Genomic DNA, 16,979 nt, shown 5'->3' on the forward strand with positions numbered 1-16,979 from the left:
ATTTTCAAGTGTGTTGATTTATATTATAATAAGGTCGGTGCTGCCACTCTGTCAACCCTTGCCGTGCCTCTTTTTCTTTTCCAGCTCTTCTTTTGACGTGCATCCGTATTCAGATGCCGTTTCTTCAAGGAAGCCTGGTTGATCCATTTCGTCGTGCTGCCAGCGATCGATATCACGATGTCCATTATATTGCACTCGTCCTAATTTTCTGCTTAATCTCATGTTTGTACATCCTTTTATCACATTTTTATCTAGTATAAACAGATTGATTCATTTTTATTAGGGAAACTGCAAGGAATTCATCCATTACATAACGAATTAACATTCATCGGTTTTACAAGGGAGGGGAAAACACCGTTTTGAATCTGAAAACACACCATCACATCATGTTGCTGCTCACCTGTTTTATCCTCATTGCCAGCACTTGGCCAATGACACATGCGACGGCTCAAACAGATCAAGCTGTCGTTGCAACAGATGAAATCAATGTGCGAACCGGACCTGGTTTAAGCTACGGGATCGCAGCAGTTGTGAAACGAGGAGAAAGCTATCCCATTCTCACTGAACAAGGAGAATGGGTACAGATCGGGCTATCGAACGGACAAAAAGGCTGGGTCGTCTCATGGCTGATTACCAAGTCATCTGATGCACAAAAGCCTGCTAAGCAAAAGACGCAAGGTCAAAGTACGCAAGGAAGCAGTTCGATTACGTCAACAGCCTCTGACCTTCGCATTCGGACAGGCCCAGGGACTTCCTATCAAGTCATTGGCACTTTCCCTCAGGGCGCTTCCGCTAAAAAGCTGGACACAAGCGGCGAATGGACAAAAATATCGTACAAACAAGCGGAAGGCTGGGTCCACTCTGATTATATTTCTGGCGGACAAAACGCTTCTTCATCCAGTTCAGCTGAGCCCGCTCGTTCTAAACAGTCCGGCACAGTTGGCGTATCAAGCTTGAATGTTCGTAAATCGGCGGCACCAAACGCACAAGTGGCCGCTTCACTTTCCCGTAACACTCAAGTCACCATTTTACGGGAGCAAAATGGCTGGTATGAAATCGAAGCAAAAGGCGTTAAAGGCTGGGTTGCAAGTTATTATATTGTCTCAAGCCAAGGAACAAGTTCAGCATCTGAAAAGAATTCATCCTCTTCGTCATCTCATCAGAAAGCGTACATTGTTTATGATGGAACGAATATTAGAAAAAGCGCTTCTACCTCTGCTGGTATTGCAGAAAGAGCATCAAAAGGAGCTGCTTATCAAATTGTTCGTACGCAAGGTGACTGGTACGAGGTGACATTATCAAACGGCGGAACAGGCTACGTGGCGAGCTGGGTCGTTCAAACAAAGAAAAATAGCAGCGAAGCACCAAGACCTCAGCAGGATTCATCGTCTGGCACTGGATCTTTAAAAGGCAAAACAATTGTGCTTGATCCTGGTCATGGCGGAAAAGACAGCGGCACGATCGGCGCAGACGGTGCATTTGAAAAGAATATCACGATCAAAACCGCTCATTTGCTGGCGGGTAAGTTAAGAGCTTCTGGAGCAAATGTCTATTTAACAAGAAGTGATGATACATTCATCAGCCTTCAATCGAGGGTTGCCACTTCACATTACCGAAATGCAGATGCATTTATAAGTCTTCATTATGATAGCTTTATGGACCCAAGTATCAGAGGGAGCACCGCATATTATTATCAGGCATCCAAAGATCAACGTCTGGCGACAAGCGTTCATACTGAAGTCGCAAAACGATCACAGATCCCTGATAAAGGAGTCAAATTTGGAGATTATTTTGTTTTAAGAGAAAACAAACGCCCTTCCCTTTTATATGAACTCGGCTATTTAAGCAATCCTCAAGAAGAAGCGATCATTTATAGCGCCTCTTACCAAGAACGAGTGACAGAAGGAATGACAGAAGGATTAAAACAATATTTCCGATAGAAAAAAGAGGCCGCTGCGCCTCTTTTTTGATACCAAAAGAAAAAGACTCTAAACAAACTCTCAGCAAGAGTTTATCTACAGTCTAATGTCTTTCTATTCTTTGCTGTCCATCAACATGGTGACAGGCCCCGAATTGGTCAATGAGACGTCCATCATCGCCCCAAAACGTCCAGTTTCAACATGGATGCCTTTTTCTCTAAGCGTTTCATTGAAGCATTCGTAAAGTGAATTCGCCACATCCGGTTTGGCAGCTTTCATAAAGTTCGGCCGTCTGCCTTTTCTCGTATCACCATAAAGGGTAAATTGAGACACAGACAGTACACTTCCTTTTACATCTAACAAAGAATGATTCATTTTCCCGTTTTCATCTTCAAAAATACGCAAGTGTGCGAGCTTTTCAGCTAAGTAATGCACATCTTCTTCTGTGTCTTCATGTGTAACCCCAACGAGCACCATATAGCCTTCATTGATGGCACCTGTGATCTCTTCTTCTACTTTCACAGATGCACTCGTCACACGCTGAACAACAAGCCTCATAGACGATATACTTCCTTTCTAATTCATAAATCGGCGAACTGAGTAAATGTCTTTGATTTGTTTAATACGTTCCACTACTTTATGCAAATGATTAATATTTTGGATAAAAATAGCCATATGAATCGTCGCTACTTTGTTCCGATCCGACTTCCCAGAAACAGAGGAAATGTTTGTTTTCGTTTCATTCACCGCTTGAAGCACCTCATTAAGTAAGCCGCGTCGATCGTATCCTAATATCTCAATTTCCACATTGTATTCTTTACGGTTTCGAGCAGGCTGTTCGTGCTCCCACTCAACCGGAATTAACCGCTCCTGCGCTTCTCCTGTCTTCACGTTTGGGCAGTCCTCACGGTGAACAGATACGCCACGGCCTTTTGTAATAAAGCCAACAATGCTATCACCAGGAACAGGATTACAACACTTAGATAAACGGACAAGCAAGTTATCAATTCCTTTCACTCGTACGCCAGCTTCGCGTTTTTTCCCGTGATATGGTTTTGACTCTACAGACACTTCTTGAACGGTTTTCTCTTGTTCTTCCTGATCTCTTTGTTTTCTTTCTTTTTCCGTTAAACGATTCGCCACTTGGAGTGCCGTAATTCCGTTATAACCGACAGCTGCATACATGTCCTCTTCATTTGAGAAATTAAATTTATCGGCCACTTTTTGCAGATTTTCAGCTGTCAAAATGTCTTTGACATCGAACTCAAGGTTTTTGATTTCTTTCTCCACAAGTTCTCGGCCTTTTTCGACATTTTCTTCACGGCGCTGTTTCTTGAAAAACTGTCTGATCTTGTGCTTCGCTTGGGAGGTTTGGGCAAGTTTTACCCAATCCTGGCTTGGTCCATAGCTATGCTTAGATGTCAGAATTTCAATAATGTCACCTGTTTTTAGCTTATGATCAAGTGTGACCATTTTACCGTTGACCTTGGCTCCGATTGTTTTATTCCCAATTTCCGAATGAATCCGGTATGAGAAATCAATTGGAACAGAACCAGACGGCAGCTCTATGACGTCTCCTTTTGGTGTAAATACAAACACCATATCAGAGAAAAGATCAATTTTTAACGATTCCATAAATTCTTCCGCATCTGTGGATTCATTTTGGAATTCAAGGATTTCTCTAAACCAAGACAGCTTCTTCTGGAAAACGGCTTCTTCCGTCGATTCTGCTGACTCTTTGCCTTCTTTATACGCCCAGTGTGCCGCAATTCCGTATTCCGCAATTTCGTGCATTTCCACTGTACGAATCTGAACTTCAAGCGGGTCCCCTTTTGGACCAATCACCGTTGTATGAAGAGACTGATACATGTTCGGCTTTGGCATCGCAATATAATCCTTAAATCTGCCTGGCATCGGCTTCCAGCACGTATGAATAATACCAAGTACCGCATAGCAGTCTTTAATGCTGTCAACCAAAATACGTACAGCCAGCAAATCATATATTTCATTAAACTGCTTATTTTGCATGACCATTTTGCGATAAATACTATAAATATGTTTCGGTCTGCCGGAGAATTCAGCCTTAATGTTCACCTCAGACACGCGGTCTTTCACTTCATTGACAACCTCGTCCAAGTATTCTTCACGTTCCGCTCGTTTGCGCTTCATGAGATTCACAATCCGGTAGTATTGCTGCGGATTTAAATAGCGGAGGGCTGTATCTTCAAGCTCCCACTTAATCTTTGAAATCCCTAATCTGTGCGCAAGCGGTGCAAAGATCTCAAGGGTTTCATTTGAAATTCTTCGCTGCTTTTCCTGCGGAAGATGTTTGAGTGTTCTCATATTGTGAAGACGGTCTGCCAGCTTAATTAAGATGACGCGAATATCCTGCGCCATTGCAACAAACATTTTACGATGGTTTTCAGCCTGTTGTTCTTCTTGTGATTTATATTTAATCTTTCCGAGCTTTGTCACACCATCAACAAGCATGGCCACTTCTTCGTTAAAATGCTCTTTTAAATCTTCTAATGTCACATCCGTGTCTTCGACAACATCATGCAAGAAGCCGCCTGCAATGGTCGAAGGGTCCATTTCAAGATCAACAAGAATTCCCGCCACTTGAATAGGATGGATAATATAGGGCTCACCGGATTTCCGGTATTGTTCCTTGTGAGCATTTTCAGCATATTCGTATGCACGCTCTATAAATTGAATATGTTCAGCGGACAGGTATTCTCTTGCCTTATCAATGACCTGCTGCGCCGTTAAAACTTGTTCGTTCGCCATGGAATCACCTTTTTAAATGAAAACTGTATTGTAGTTTATTATCAAGAAAAATTCGATAGATGTAAAGAGAAGAAGTCCGCTAAAAGATTTTTGATAGGAAAAAAGCACCCTTCTTACTGAGTGCTTTTTGCGTAAAACTCCATTAGTATTGCATTAACGTCAAGATGTCGTAACCGTCAAGCTTCTTTCTGCCATCAAGATACGTCAGCTCAATTAAAAACGCAATCCCTGCCACAACGCCGCCTAATTCCTCAACCAGCTTGATGGACGCTTCAATCGTTCCACCTGTCGCAAGCAAATCATCTGTGATCAGTACACGCTGACCAGGACGAATTGCATCTTTATGAATCGTTAATACATCTTTACCGTATTCCAAACCGTAATCGACTTTGATGACTTCACGAGGAAGCTTTCCTTCTTTACGAACTGGGGCAAAACCTACACCAAGTGCGTATGCTACAGGGCAGCCAATAATGAATCCACGCGCTTCAGGTCCAACAATCAGATCAATGTCTCTTTCCTTCGCGTATTCAACGATTTGATCCGTTGCATAACGGTACACTTCGCCTTTATCCATTAACGTTGTAATATCTTTAAATTGTACACCTTCCTTTGGGTAGTCAGGTACAACTGTCACATATTGTTTTAAATCCATCTTTTCCTTTTCCTCCTCGTACGTCAAAGCACAGGTGAGACTTCGCTCATCATGCTATTCAGCCATTCCTTCAGCTCTTTGGCTGAGGAATATGTTAGTGTTTGATCGAGTTCCATCAATCGTTGTTTTGCTGTATAAGACGATGATGCGGTTAAATCTTTTTTAGGGGCATCACGCACTATTGACAGCACACCATTCTCTATTTTAACAAAACCGAGTTCAAAAAACACCTTTGTCATAAAAATGATTGTATCTTTTGTCCAACCTCTATGTTTGGCAAGCTCCATGCCTTGTTCTTTAATAGGAAAACTTCCCCGTTTGAACAAGAACCCATAAAACCATTTGAATTGATCACGGCTCGGGAATGAGGACATAAAGTGATCTTCTTTCCGCTGAAACACCGTATAAATTCTTGCTGGTTGTTGGTTTTCTAAAAGCAGCTTGAGCAAGTGTTCATCGGCAGGAACATCGGCAAAGATCACATACTTTTCCTGCACATCAAACGTGGATACATTTTCTGCATCAATAAGATGAATCGGAATATCCACTAGCTCCGATTGCCTTTTTGTTTCTTCGTCAAAACAGAAGACCATCGTTTTTGCTGGATCAAGTGTTAATACTTTCTTTTCCCAATCTTTTTTCCCGCGCAAATCAAACAGCTGCCATTCATCGACTCTAGCGTCTTTTAGCATGAGCTGAGGTTTCTTTCGGTTATTCCATTCATTAATCGAGACCTCGCCAACGACAGAAATTAGACTCCCCGGGACAAGTTCTTCTTTTAGTTTGCCTTGGTGAAAACCGACACAGTCGAGCAGCTTGTCTTCGTCTTTTAGTGACATTTTAATGTGATTTTGATTGGCCCCGATCGTTCGGATGTCTTCAAGCTTGGCGTCTTCAATCATAATGAACGGCTTAGGATTCTGCATGCCAAACGGGGACAGCAGCCCCACTTCTTCAATGGCTTGCACCGTCATTTCGTCCACTTTACATACTGCATCGACCCGTTGAATTGGAATAAAATCTTCTTCTGTCAACGTTTCATTTGCATATTGATTCAATCTTTCCCTAAGTAAAGGAACATCATCCGCTTGAAGTGTCATTCCTGCTGCCATCGGGTGTCCACCGAAATGCGGCAGGATGTCACGGCACTTGCTCAAATGGAAAAATAAATCAAAGCCAGGAATACTTCGTGCTGACCCTTTCGCCATCTGCGTTTCTTCGTCTATTCCAAGCACAATCGCCGGACGAGAAAATGTATCCGTCAATTTTGAGGCAACAATGCCAACAACGCCTGGATTCCAGCCAGCTTTTGCTACGACGATAGCAGACTGGTCAGCGCCTGTCTCTTCAACCATTTGAATGGCTTCTTCCGTGATCGTACTCACAATTTTCTGCCGTTCTTTGTTCAATTCTTGTACAAAACGAGCGAGTTCTTCTGCTTCATCCATATCCTCAGTCATGAGAAGATGAACAGCCGGATCTGCCTGCTCAATTCGTCCAACAGCATTCAGCCTTGGCGCAATTTGAAAGCCGATCGTTTCCTCATTTGCTTCTTCAAGAGTGGCGCCTGCTTCTTTTAATAACGCTTTTAACCCAGGCCGTCTAGATTGACGAAGCTGCATCAGACCTTTTTTTGCAAGCCATCTATTTTCATCAAGCAGCGGGACAAGATCGGCAATTGTACCGATTGCAGCAAGATCTAATAATTCTACTGGGAGTTTACCAAGGAGTGCATGTGCCACTTTAAACGCAACACCGACACCCGCAAGCTCTTTAAACGGATACTCACATCCAGGCTGCTTAGGATGTACAATCGCAAGTGCCTCAGGCAGTTCCTCGCTTGGTTCATGGTGATCTGTGATGATCAGGTCTAATCCTATTTCTTTTGCAATACGTGCTTCATTTACAGCAGCGATCCCTGTATCTACGGTGATAACAAGCGATGCCCCTTGCTCTTTGATATATCGGAAAGCCTGTTCGTTTGGCCCATATCCTTCTTTAAATCGATCTGGAATATAAAAGTCTACCTTAGCAGATCGTTCTTTTAGTGTATGTAAAAGTACAGACGTACTTGTCACACCATCTGCATCATAATCTCCGAAGATCACAATCGATTCCTGCTCTTCGATCGCTTTGTTGATGCGCTCTACTGCTTCTTTCATTCCTTTTAATAAGAATGGATCATGAAATTCGGCTTTTTGATCAAATAAAAAAGACCTCGCTTCTTCTACTTCTTCGAGCCCTCTTTGTACAAGAAGTGATGCAGTCAGCGCTGAAATATTCAGATTTTCAGAGAGTGATTTCACTTTTTCTTCGCTAGGATGTTCATATTCCCAACGCATTTTGGATAATAACATAAATTCACCCCTCAACCACACTATTATACTAGAGTGGACTGAGGGGTTTCAATTTTTATTTTATGAAATGATACTGGAAGATTATTTTTCCTTCCGGTCAAAAGACGCTGGCTGTTCTTTTAAAGGCGTGACATTCGTTTTCTTTTGAACGTCTTTGTCCACCTTTTTATGGGAAGAAGCAGGGCTTGCTTTAGCGGCTGCATGTTCAGCTTTTAATACTTTTAATTCACGTTTCAGTTTCACAATTTGGAAAATCCCTGCAAAAGCCACAATGAGTCCGCCCATAAGAACAGAACCGATAATGACAAGAATCAGCGGCCATTCAGCCGTTCCAAATAAGTAGTCTACCTGTACAGGCCGCACGTTAATGACAGCAAATACTGAGACAATTAATACGAAAATAAATGCGAGTATGATGGTCCATTGTTGTTTATTCATCTACAAATCCCCCAAGCTTTTTCTTTTATTCTTCCCTCTTTCTTGTCCTTTTTAAACACAGAAAGAAAATTGCGGAAGGTTTTCTATCAGCATGGGCGCTTAGCTGCTGAGTTTTTCTTTAATGAGGCTCTTTAATTCTTTTCTTTCTCCAGAGATGACAAGGGTGTCTCCTTCTTCAATCACCGTATCTGGTCCTGGGTTTAAAATTTTCTCATGTGATTTTCTCACAATGGCGATGACTGTCACTTGATAGTTTTGGCGAACACTCAGGTCTCCGATCGTCTGGTTAACAGCCGGTGCGTTCTTTTCAATCTTAAACCATTCAATGATGAGTTCATCAATGGCCACCTCCACTGTCTCAAGCGCTTTTGGTTTATAGACCATGCCGCCTAAAATAGCCGAGATTTGTCTTGCTTCTTCATCGCTCAGCAAGATACCAGAAATACATTCTTCGTGATCATCTTCTTGAAAATGATACATCTCTCTTCTGCCGTCATCATGTGTGATAATGGCAAGCTTCTCATTATTTCTTGTGATCATTTCGGCTTTGTGACCGATACCTGGCAGTTCAGTTTCCCGAACCTTCATAACAGCCCCTCCAATGAATAAAAGCCAAATGCCCCAAACAGACACTTGCTTTCTATACTGATCTAAACGTATGTCATTATAGCAAAAGACCATTTCAAGATCAATGAAACCCGAAATGTTTTTACATATCATCTTATTGTTGTGACGATGACAAGTATGATGCATGAAAAAAAGACTGCCAAGGTGGCAGTCTTTCTTGTTTAAATATCTTGTTCTGTATCTATTTTAGCCGGCTTTTTCAGCTCACGGCCTTTCCATATCAGCCAAATTTGTGCCGCAATGTAAAGGGATGAATACACCCCTGTTAATAGGCCGACAAGTAAGGCGATGGAGAAGTTTGTAATAGATGCTGAACCGAAAATGAGAAGTGCAATCACCACTACAAGTACAGTGAGTACAGTGTTCACAGAACGCGTAAAGGTTTGCTGTAAACTTAAATTCACAATGTACGATAAATCTTCGATCGTTTTCGGTTTGCGTTTCTTCATTTGCTCACGCACCCTGTCGAAGGTGACAATCGTGTCATTGATCGAATACCCAATGACCGTGAGTATCGCTGCTATGAAGGTGACATCCACCTCTAAGCGCGTAATGCTAAAGAAGGCAACGATAAAGAATGCATCGTAAAGCAGAGAGACAATCGCTGCAATCGCCATTTTATACTCAAATCGGACGGATACATATAAGATAATCCCGATAGAAGCAATGATGATAGCGTATAATGCGTTACGCGCAAGCTCTTTTCCAACTGTCGGAGACACTGTACTTACGTTAGGCTCCGTTCCGTATTTATCTTTGAAGTAATCTTTCACTTCAGCGATTTTTTCTTTATTTGGAACACCGACAAATCGAGCTGCTGCTTGATTTTCTTTTTGACCCGATAACACAACACTGTCTGTCTCAAGGTCTAGCTTTTTAAAATCTTGCTCCACCTGTTCTGTTGACAGCTTATGGTCACTTTGAATATCAACTCTAGTACCACTTGCAAAGTCAATACCTGCATTGAGCTTGAAGACTGAAAGCACAATGATTCCAGCAATGGTAATGGCTGCTGAGAAAATCATAAAGCCTTTACGTTTGCTGACGAAATCCCATTTATCAAATGGTGTTTTCGGTTCAGTATTTTCAGTTGTTTCATGAATATCAATAATGTCTTTCTGACGAACCCCAAACCAGCCTTTTCTGCGGTCGAGATAGCGGCTTTCTACAAGTAACCCAAGAAGGAATCTTGATAGGAAGACAGCCGTGATAAAGCTTGTCAAAATCGATAGGATAAGCATAGTTGCAAATCCTTTGACAGAGCTTGTTCCAAAGAAGAACAGAACCCCGCCGGCAATGATACTTGTTAAGTTTGCATCAAAGATCGTGGCAAACGATCTGCGGTTACCCGATCTGAAAGCAGAACGGACAGATTTACCGAGCTTGAGCTCTTCTTTAATCCGTTCATACGTAATAATATTGGCATCAACAGCCATCCCTACCCCAAGAATCAATGCAGCGATTCCAGGAAGTGTCATGACCGCACCCATCCAGTCAAAGACTTGCAGTGTGATATAGATATAAGCTGACAGTGTAATGACAGCAACAAGACCTGGTAATCGGTAATAAAACAGCATGAATAAGAAGATAAATGCTATTCCTACAATTCCTGCGAAGACTGTTTCGTTTAGTGCTTGCTCACCAAACTGTGCACTCACAGATGTTGAATATTTTTCGGTTAATTTTACTGGCAATGCGCCGGCATTTAAAATGCTCGCAAGGTCTTTTGCCTCTTGAACCGTAAAGTTTCCTTCAATTTGTACGTCACTGCTGTTAATTTCTTGGTTTACATTCGGCGCAGATACATACTTGTGATTTGATTTAGAGACTTCTTTTTTGAAGGAATCTCCCTTATGATAATCAAGCCAAATGACAAGCTGATTGTTTGGTGCCATTGCCGCTACTTTTTTTGTCACGTCACCAAACTTTTTCGCATCCTTTAGTTTGACCGTCACGATCGGCTCATTCGTTTGATTGAATGTTTGTTTTGCACCATTTTCAACAAGATCAGATCCGTTTAGAAGCTCTTTGTCATTCGTATCTCTGAAGGAAAGCTGTGCTTCAGTCGATAGAATCTCCCGTGCTCTGTTTTGATCTTTTACGCCCGCAAGCTGTACGCGGATACGGTTGTTTCCTTCGATCGAAATGTTCGGCTCACTGACCCCAAGCACGTTGGCTCTTCGGTTTAAAGCCTCTACTGTACTGACGAGAACACCATTTGTGATCTTGTCTTCTTTTTTCACTGGGTGTACATCATACAGAACTTCAAATCCACCCTGTAAGTCCAGCCCTAGCGTCATATCTTTCGCAACGGGCTTCGTTAATAAGCCCACACCAGTTCCGATTAACAGAACCACTAAGAAAAACGCAAGTATGCGCCCTTTTTTCATTATGTATTTCCTCCTTAAACACCTGAATCCATTTAGATGGCTTATTTCAACAGTTCGTCCAGCATATTCTTGCCATCTTCACTGTCCAAAAAAGCAGACGTTTTAAACGACTGAACGGTTGCATAGTTCATAAATTCGCCAATTTTCACAGATAAAATATCTGCAACCATTTCATGAATCGGATACTCTTGTTTTTTCTTCCACTTCTTATTCTCTAAGTATGACCATAATTCCTCTAAATCTACATCTTTATAGCCCAAAACGATGAATTCTTCAAGCTTACTGAACAGAAAAGGCTTTAAATGGTCTTTGTATATAGCAGCCGGATGTTGTGTCAATGTGAGGCTCCCCCTTTTCAGTTTTTTATCGAGAGACTTGTCATGCTTGGACGATATACACGCATATCTTATTGTATATGATTCTATGTCGTTTGAGAAGGCAGGTGATCTGTGATTTGACGAAGCAAACGTTTTTAAAAGGGACCATTATTTTAATTTTAGCAGGTTTTATTACAAGAATATTGGGTTTTGTCAATCGAATTGTGATTGCAAGGTTCATTGGTGAAGAAGGCGTAGGGCTTTATATGATGGCAGCGCCTACCTTTTTTCTCGCCGTGACGCTGACTCAATTCGGACTTCCTGTTGCGATTAGTAAGCTAGTCGCAGAAGCAGAAGCCCGTGGTGACAAACAGAAAACAAAACGCATTCTAGTGATGTCCCTTGCGATAACAGGAACACTCAGCCTGATTTTCACGCCGCTCTTTTTATGGTTTGCCCCTATTATGGCGGAAAATATGCTGACAGATCCTAGAACGGTCTATCCTCTGCTTGCCATTACACCAGTCGTACCCGTTATTGCGATCTCTAGTGTGTTAAGGGGCTATTTCCAAGGAAGACAGCAAATGAGCCCGCTTGCGATGTCACAAGTACTAGAACAGGTCGCAAGAATTTCACTCGTGGCAGTATGTACAACAGCATTCCTGCCTTATGGAATTGAATATGCAGCAGCAGGCGCCATGATTTCATCTGTCATCGGGGAAATGATTTCACTTGCTTACTTACTGATTGCCTTTCGTTATAAAAAGACCATCCGTATCCGAAAACGTTTTTTCAAGGCAATTCATGATGGGAAGGATACGTTTAAACAGCTCATGAGTATTGCCCTGCCAACGACAGGCAGCCGTTTCATCGGCAATATCTCGTGGTTTTTAGAACCGATTGTCGTCGCGCAAAGCCTTGCGATTGCCGGTTATGCAGCTGTGGAAGCAACAAGGCAGTACGGAGAATTGACAGGACTTGCGCTCACCCTTTTGACACTTCCTAGTTTTATCACGTATTCTCTCTCCACCGCACTAGTTCCAGCGATTAGTGAGGGGATGGAACAGAACAAACGCAAAACGGTCGAATACCGGCTCAAGCAGGCGATGCGCCTTTGTTTATTAAGCGGGGGCATTTCATGTATTATCCTTTTCGTGTATGCAGAAAATTTAACCCTCTTCATGTATGGTTCATCACATGCCGCTGTCTATGTAAAATTCATGGCCCCCTTCTTTTTGCTCTATTACTTTCAAGGGCCGTTGCAGGCTGTCCTTCAAGCATTAAATTTAGCTGGGGCAGCGATGACCAACAGCTTGATAGGAGCTGTTGTGAAAACAGGCATGATCTTTGTTCTTGCTTCACAGCCAAGCTTTGGCATTATGGGCGCAGCGCTTGCGATACTCATCGGCATCGTCCTTGTCACATTGCTCCATGCGGCAACTGTCGGTAAAGTGCTGCCTATTCATTTACCATTAAAAGAATATGGACTTTGCGTCCTTGTGATCATCGGTACTGGGGCAGTCAGTTTATGGATGAAACATCAAGCGAGCGGACTCTTTTCCGCCCCTTTGGAGCTTGTCATGATGATCTTTTTGACGTGCGTGCTGTATGTCATTCTATTAATCTGTCTTGGGCTAGTGAAACGAGAAGAGCTACGCCGCATCCCGTTTATTGGGAAGCTGCTTTAGCTCATTCTTTCTTGATCACTTCATCTTTCAAATCAATATAAAAATCCTTCTGATTAAAGCTACAGTAGGAAATCTGCTCGATGTCATCATAGCCTCTTTTGGCAAGCTCCTTTATCAGCCACTGTTCATCATGGTTGATCTGCTTGAGATGATCATGCTGAACCACACCGTCTGCAATAAGAGGGAGCTCAAGCGCTGCATGTTTGCGCTTGTTTTCTTTTTCAACAACGGCGAGCTTCCCTGAAGGCTCTAAGATGGCATATGAGACATCCTGGATACTATCGATGTTATTTTCTCTTAATTGAATCAGCAAATCATCAAAATTGTATCGCTGTTTTCTCATCGCACCCTCATCTATTTTTCCGTTGATGATGAGCAGGGCTGGCTTACCGTCGAGAAAACGCCGGACACCTTGAAATTTTAATGACAAATAGGCAAGGGTGATTTGAATGAAGGTTAACAGCAGGATCGGCCATACTGTATGTAACATGTGATCCTCTACTTCTTCTATGGCGAGCACCGCAATTTCAGCGATCATCATAAAAATAACAAGATCTAAAATACTCAGTTCCCCAATCTCCCTTTTGCCCATTAAACGAAAGATAAACCAAATGAGAAAATATAAAATGATCGTTCTCATGGAGATAATTAAGATGTCCTGCATATGATGTAAACCCTCCTTCTCCACCATAGCTTGTGTCAAAACACTTTATTTATGTAGAAAAGAAAGCCTCGGTTTTTATCACGAGAACATGTCTATTTTTTCTCCTCCGTGAATACATTTTAGTAAAAGACAAGCTTCGGTCAATTGGAGAGGAGACGAATCACATGCAGGAAACGAAACAAATAGGAAAAGGCATTTTATCTGGCTTAATTGCTATTTTTGTCGTGATGATTGTGACAAGCTTACTTGTATCACTGATGCTTACCTTCACAAGTATGCAGGAATCATCGTTTAAATGGATGATCATGATCTTGTCCTTTGCGGCACTTTTTCTAGGAGGAATGATTTCTGGAGGGAAAGCAAAGGAACGAGGCTGGCTCATTGGCGCCATGACCTCTTTTATCTTTTCACTCACTGTCTTTTTATTTCAATATTTAGGGTTTGGAGAAACCTTTTCACCAGAACAATTCATCTATCATGCAGCCTTTTTGGGAATTTGTATGCTAGGGGGAATGATTGGCGTCAATCTTCGGGGCAAATAAAAAAAGAGCGAATGATATCGCTCTTTTTTTATCGCTATGTATTGGAGGATTAGCCTTTGTCAGCTAATTCTCTAATAGCACGTCGGTCGAAAGTTAAACGGTTGTTTTCGCTTGTTTTGATGACCACTTTTGATTCATCAATGTAGTCGATTTCACCGTGTAAACCACCGATTGTGACGATTTTATCGCCTTTTGATAAAGATTGCTGCATCTGACGCACAGCTTTTTGTTGCTTTTGCTGTGGACGGATTAACAAGAAGTAAAGCACAGCAAACATGACAACAATCATAATGATTGAACCCATACCACCATCCATTCTATCTCACCCCTTTCTAAAGCATTGTAAAGCCTTTCGTTTATGCGTTAAAAGTTTTTCGCATTCGGTTTGTTAAAACCATAACGCTCAAAAAACTCTTCTCTAAAATCACCTAAACGATCCTCACGGATAGCTTCTCTCACTTGCTCCATTAATTTTAACAGAAAATGAAGATTATGATAAGTTGTTAATCGAATTCCGAACGTCTCATTTGTACGGATTAAATGTCTAATATAAGCGCGTGTGTAGTTTTTGCATGTGTAGCAGTCACAGTTTTCATCGATTGGTCTGAAATCTCGCTCATATTTAGCATTTTTCACAACAAGGCGTCCTTCACTTGTCATCAGCGTACCGTTTCTTGCAATTCGCGTAGGCAGTACACAGTCAAACATATCGACACCGCGAATCGCACCGTCAATTAATGAATCTGGCGAGCCGACACCCATTAAGTACCTTGGCTTGTCTGCCGGTAAATATGGCGTTGTAAACTCCAGCACACGGTTCATCACATCTTTAGGTTCACCAACAGATAAACCTCCAATGGCGTATCCTGGGAAATCAAGTGAAACAAGATCTTTTGCACTTTGTTTACGAAGCTCTTCGTATTCTCCGCCCTGCACAATGCCAAACAGCCCTTGATCCTCTGGACGCTGGTGCGCTGTTAAGCAGCGCTCTGCCCATCTGCTTGTCCGCTCTACAGAACGTTTCATATAATCGTACTCTGCTGGATACGGAGGGCATTCGTCAAATGCCATCATAATATCTGAGCCGAGCGCATTTTGAATCTCCATCGCTTTTTCAGGAGAAAGGAACAACTTATCTCCATTTAAGTGATTACGGAAGTGAACGCCTTCTTCTTCAATTTTTCTAAATTCACTCAAAGAAAACACTTGGAAACCGCCTGAATCTGTTAGAATCGCTCGATCCCAGTTCATAAATTTGTGCAGGCCGCCTGCTTCTTTGACAATGTCATGCCCCGGGCGCAGCCATAGATGATACGTATTGCTTAAAATGATGCCTGCTTCCATTGCTTTTAACTCTTCAGGCGCCATTGTTTTCACTGTAGCCAGTGTACCAACTGGCATAAATACAGGTGTTTCAAAGGAGCCGTGCGGTGTATGAACGCGTCCAAGACGTGCACCTGTTTGTTTGCATGATTTAATGAACTCATAACGTATCGGTAATTGCGACAAAAATGAGCCCTCCTGTCTTTGTTGTATGATGTTATTGAATCAGCATGGCATCGCCAAAACTGAAGAATCGATATTCCTCTTTTACAGCTTCATTGTACGCTTTTAGGACGTGTTCTCGTCCAGCTAATGCACTGACAAGCATAATTAAAGACGATTTTGGCAAGTGGAAATTCGTGATCATGCCATCAATTGCCTTAAATGTATAGCCTGGGTAAATGAAAATCGATGTCCAACCGCTTGACGCTTTGAATTCACCATCATAAGCACTTGCAATGGTTTCAAGCGTTCTTGTCGAAGTTGTTCCGACTGAAATAATCCGCCCGCCTTCTTTGCGCACGCGATTAAGCTCTTCTGCCGTTTCTTCATTCATTTCGTAAAACTCTGCGTGCATTTCATGTTCTTCAATGCGTTCAGCACTGACCGGTCGAAATGTGCCAAGTCCTACATGGAGCGTAATAAACGCAATATGCACTCCTTTTGCTTTAAGAGCATCTAGCAGTTCATTTGTAAAGTGAAGACCGGCAGTAGGCGCAGCAGCGGAACCAACCTCTTTGGAATAGACGGTTTGATAACGCTCACGATCGTCAAGCTGCTCTTTAATGTACGGAGGCAGCGGCATTTCACCTAAGGATTCAAGTACTTCATAAAAAATGCCTGTATACTGAAACTCAACTTTTCTTCCGCCATGTTCCAGTTCTTCTGTACATACCGCTTTTAATCGTCCATCACCAAATGTAATGACTGTTCCGTTTTTCACACGTTTTGCTGGTTTCACGAGCGTTTCCCATTTGTCTCCTTCTTCTTGTTTCAAAAGAAGCAGCTCCACTTTAGCACCCGTATCCTCTTTCGTTCCAAACAGACGTGCAGGCAATACACGTGTATTGTTTAAAACGAGACAATCACCCTTTTGAAAGTAATCTGTGATTTGCGAGAATGTATCATGTGTGATGTCACCTGTTTGTTTATTTAAGACCATCAGTCTTGATGCATCTCGTTTTTCAAGCGGCACTTGTGCAATCAATCTTTCTGGTAAATCAAAATCAAATAGTTCTAACTTCATTTCCTTCACCTATTCTGTAGTTAACT

The 16,979-nt window shown here is 42.1% G+C and carries 16 protein-coding genes; 3 read left to right on the top strand and 13 right to left on the bottom strand.

From position 1 onward, the window contains the following. Nucleotides 1-51 precede the first annotated feature (51 nt). Nucleotides 52-222, bottom strand: coding sequence for a YrzK family protein (locus MHI41_RS12405; protein ID WP_003216250.1), 171 nt, complete (start codon nucleotides 220-222; stop codon nucleotides 52-54). 137 nt (nucleotides 223-359) lie between these two features. Between MHI41_RS12405 and MHI41_RS12410 the strand changes: the two genes are divergently transcribed. Next, on the top strand, nucleotides 360-1,940 hold the full coding sequence (locus tag MHI41_RS12410) for an SH3 domain-containing protein (protein WP_017367705.1): 1,581 nt from the start codon (nucleotides 360-362) through the stop codon (nucleotides 1,938-1,940). A 93-nt stretch (nucleotides 1,941-2,033) separates the two neighbouring features. On the opposite strand, the gene dtd is transcribed toward MHI41_RS12410, so the two are convergent. The 8 genes from dtd to MHI41_RS12450 all read right to left on the bottom strand — a co-directional run bounded on the left by dtd (nucleotide 2,034) and on the right by MHI41_RS12450 (nucleotide 11,511). Beyond that, the gene (dtd, locus tag MHI41_RS12415; RefSeq protein WP_008342725.1) at nucleotides 2,034-2,477 is read right to left on the bottom strand and encodes a D-aminoacyl-tRNA deacylase; all 444 of its coding nucleotides are present in this window, start codon (nucleotides 2,475-2,477) and stop codon (nucleotides 2,034-2,036) included. A gap of 18 nt (nucleotides 2,478-2,495) precedes the next feature. Further along, nucleotides 2,496-4,706: a bifunctional (p)ppGpp synthetase/guanosine-3',5'-bis(diphosphate) 3'-pyrophosphohydrolase gene (locus MHI41_RS12420; protein ID WP_007501480.1), complete on the bottom strand. Its 2,211-nt coding sequence runs from the start codon at nucleotides 4,704-4,706 to the stop codon at nucleotides 2,496-2,498. Between the two features lie 142 nt (nucleotides 4,707-4,848). After that, nucleotides 4,849-5,361 carry an adenine phosphoribosyltransferase gene (locus tag MHI41_RS12425; protein ID WP_008342729.1) on the bottom strand — a complete coding sequence of 171 codons (513 nt, stop codon included), beginning with the start codon at nucleotides 5,359-5,361 and terminating at the stop codon, nucleotides 4,849-4,851. 23 nt (nucleotides 5,362-5,384) lie between these two features. Further along, entirely contained in the window at nucleotides 5,385-7,718 is a 2,334-nt protein-coding gene (gene recJ, locus MHI41_RS12430) for a single-stranded-DNA-specific exonuclease RecJ (protein WP_342494224.1), read from the bottom strand. 81 nt (nucleotides 7,719-7,799) lie between these two features. Then, nucleotides 7,800-8,156 (bottom strand): lipopolysaccharide assembly protein LapA domain-containing protein, encoded by a 357-nt coding sequence (locus tag MHI41_RS12435; RefSeq protein ID WP_286108431.1) that lies wholly within the window; start codon nucleotides 8,154-8,156, stop codon nucleotides 7,800-7,802. 99 nt (nucleotides 8,157-8,255) lie between these two features. Further along, entirely contained in the window at nucleotides 8,256-8,744 is a 489-nt protein-coding gene (locus MHI41_RS12440) for a cation:proton antiporter regulatory subunit (protein WP_008342734.1), read from the bottom strand. 200 nt (nucleotides 8,745-8,944) lie between these two features. Further along, nucleotides 8,945-11,173, bottom strand: a complete 2,229-nt coding sequence (gene secDF, locus MHI41_RS12445; protein ID WP_342494225.1) for a protein translocase subunit SecDF — start codon at nucleotides 11,171-11,173, stop codon at nucleotides 8,945-8,947. Between the two features lie 41 nt (nucleotides 11,174-11,214). Then, the gene (locus MHI41_RS12450; RefSeq protein ID WP_003216788.1) at nucleotides 11,215-11,511 is read right to left on the bottom strand and encodes a post-transcriptional regulator; all 297 of its coding nucleotides are present in this window, start codon (nucleotides 11,509-11,511) and stop codon (nucleotides 11,215-11,217) included. Between the two features lie 116 nt (nucleotides 11,512-11,627). Here MHI41_RS12450 and spoVB point away from each other — a divergent pair, with 116 nt between their 5' ends. Next, the gene (gene spoVB, locus MHI41_RS12455; RefSeq protein ID WP_019743030.1) at nucleotides 11,628-13,178 is read left to right on the top strand and encodes a stage V sporulation protein B; all 1,551 of its coding nucleotides are present in this window, start codon (nucleotides 11,628-11,630) and stop codon (nucleotides 13,176-13,178) included. 1 nt (nucleotide 13,179) lies between these two features. On the opposite strand, the gene MHI41_RS12460 is transcribed toward spoVB, so the two are convergent. Beyond that, nucleotides 13,180-13,842 carry a DUF421 domain-containing protein gene (locus MHI41_RS12460; RefSeq protein ID WP_019743031.1) on the bottom strand — a complete coding sequence of 221 codons (663 nt, stop codon included), beginning with the start codon at nucleotides 13,840-13,842 and terminating at the stop codon, nucleotides 13,180-13,182. Between the two features lie 164 nt (nucleotides 13,843-14,006). On the opposite strand from MHI41_RS12460, the gene MHI41_RS12465 reads away from it, so the two are divergent. Then, nucleotides 14,007-14,384: a TIGR04086 family membrane protein gene (locus MHI41_RS12465; RefSeq protein WP_007501492.1), complete on the top strand. Its 378-nt coding sequence runs from the start codon at nucleotides 14,007-14,009 to the stop codon at nucleotides 14,382-14,384. A 49-nt stretch (nucleotides 14,385-14,433) separates the two neighbouring features. Here the strand turns inward: MHI41_RS12465 and yajC are convergent, their stop codons facing one another. Genes yajC through queA form a run of 3 tightly spaced genes read right to left on the bottom strand, consistent with a single transcriptional unit; the run spans nucleotide 14,434 to nucleotide 16,953 of the window. Then, nucleotides 14,434-14,700 (bottom strand): preprotein translocase subunit YajC, encoded by a 267-nt coding sequence (gene yajC / locus MHI41_RS12470; protein WP_003216659.1) that lies wholly within the window; start codon nucleotides 14,698-14,700, stop codon nucleotides 14,434-14,436. 47 nt (nucleotides 14,701-14,747) lie between these two features. After that, entirely contained in the window at nucleotides 14,748-15,893 is a 1,146-nt protein-coding gene (tgt, locus tag MHI41_RS12475; RefSeq protein ID WP_007501495.1) for a tRNA guanosine(34) transglycosylase Tgt, read from the bottom strand. Nucleotides 15,894-15,924: 31 nt separating this feature from the next. Next, nucleotides 15,925-16,953, bottom strand: coding sequence for a tRNA preQ1(34) S-adenosylmethionine ribosyltransferase-isomerase QueA (gene queA, locus MHI41_RS12480; RefSeq protein ID WP_007501498.1), 1,029 nt, complete (start codon nucleotides 16,951-16,953; stop codon nucleotides 15,925-15,927). Between the last annotated feature and the right edge of the window lie 26 nt (nucleotides 16,954-16,979).

Source organism: Bacillus sp. FSL M7-0307, assembly GCF_038627835.1.
Lineage (GTDB): Bacteria > Bacillota > Bacilli > Bacillales > Bacillaceae > Bacillus > Bacillus altitudinis.

Excerpts from the sequence above, each read along its gene's own strand:
- MHI41_RS12405 (WP_003216250.1), bottom strand. The coding sequence starts at position 222 with ATGAGATTAAGCAGAAAATTAGGACGAGTGCAATATAATGGACATCGT.
- dtd (WP_008342725.1), bottom strand. The coding sequence starts at position 2,477 with ATGAGGCTTGTTGTTCAGCGTGTGACGAGTGCATCTGTGAAAGTAGAA.
- MHI41_RS12420 (WP_007501480.1), bottom strand. The coding sequence starts at position 4,706 with ATGGCGAACGAACAAGTTTTAACGGCGCAGCAGGTCATTGATAAGGCA.
- MHI41_RS12425 (WP_008342729.1), bottom strand. The coding sequence starts at position 5,361 with ATGGATTTAAAACAATATGTGACAGTTGTACCTGACTACCCAAAGGAA.
- recJ (WP_342494224.1), bottom strand. The coding sequence starts at position 7,718 with ATGTTATTATCCAAAATGCGTTGGGAATATGAACATCCTAGCGAAGAA.
- MHI41_RS12435 (WP_286108431.1), bottom strand. The coding sequence starts at position 8,156 with ATGAATAAACAACAATGGACCATCATACTCGCATTTATTTTCGTATTA.
- MHI41_RS12440 (WP_008342734.1), bottom strand. The coding sequence starts at position 8,744 with ATGAAGGTTCGGGAAACTGAACTGCCAGGTATCGGTCACAAAGCCGAA.
- secDF (WP_342494225.1), bottom strand. The coding sequence starts at position 11,173 with ATGAAAAAAGGGCGCATACTTGCGTTTTTCTTAGTGGTTCTGTTAATC.
- MHI41_RS12460 (WP_019743031.1), bottom strand. The coding sequence starts at position 13,842 with ATGCAGGACATCTTAATTATCTCCATGAGAACGATCATTTTATATTTT.
- MHI41_RS12465 (WP_007501492.1), top strand. The coding sequence starts at position 14,007 with ATGCAGGAAACGAAACAAATAGGAAAAGGCATTTTATCTGGCTTAATT.
- yajC (WP_003216659.1), bottom strand. The coding sequence starts at position 14,700 with ATGGATGGTGGTATGGGTTCAATCATTATGATTGTTGTCATGTTTGCT.
- queA (WP_007501498.1), bottom strand. The coding sequence starts at position 16,953 with ATGAAGTTAGAACTATTTGATTTTGATTTACCAGAAAGATTGATTGCA.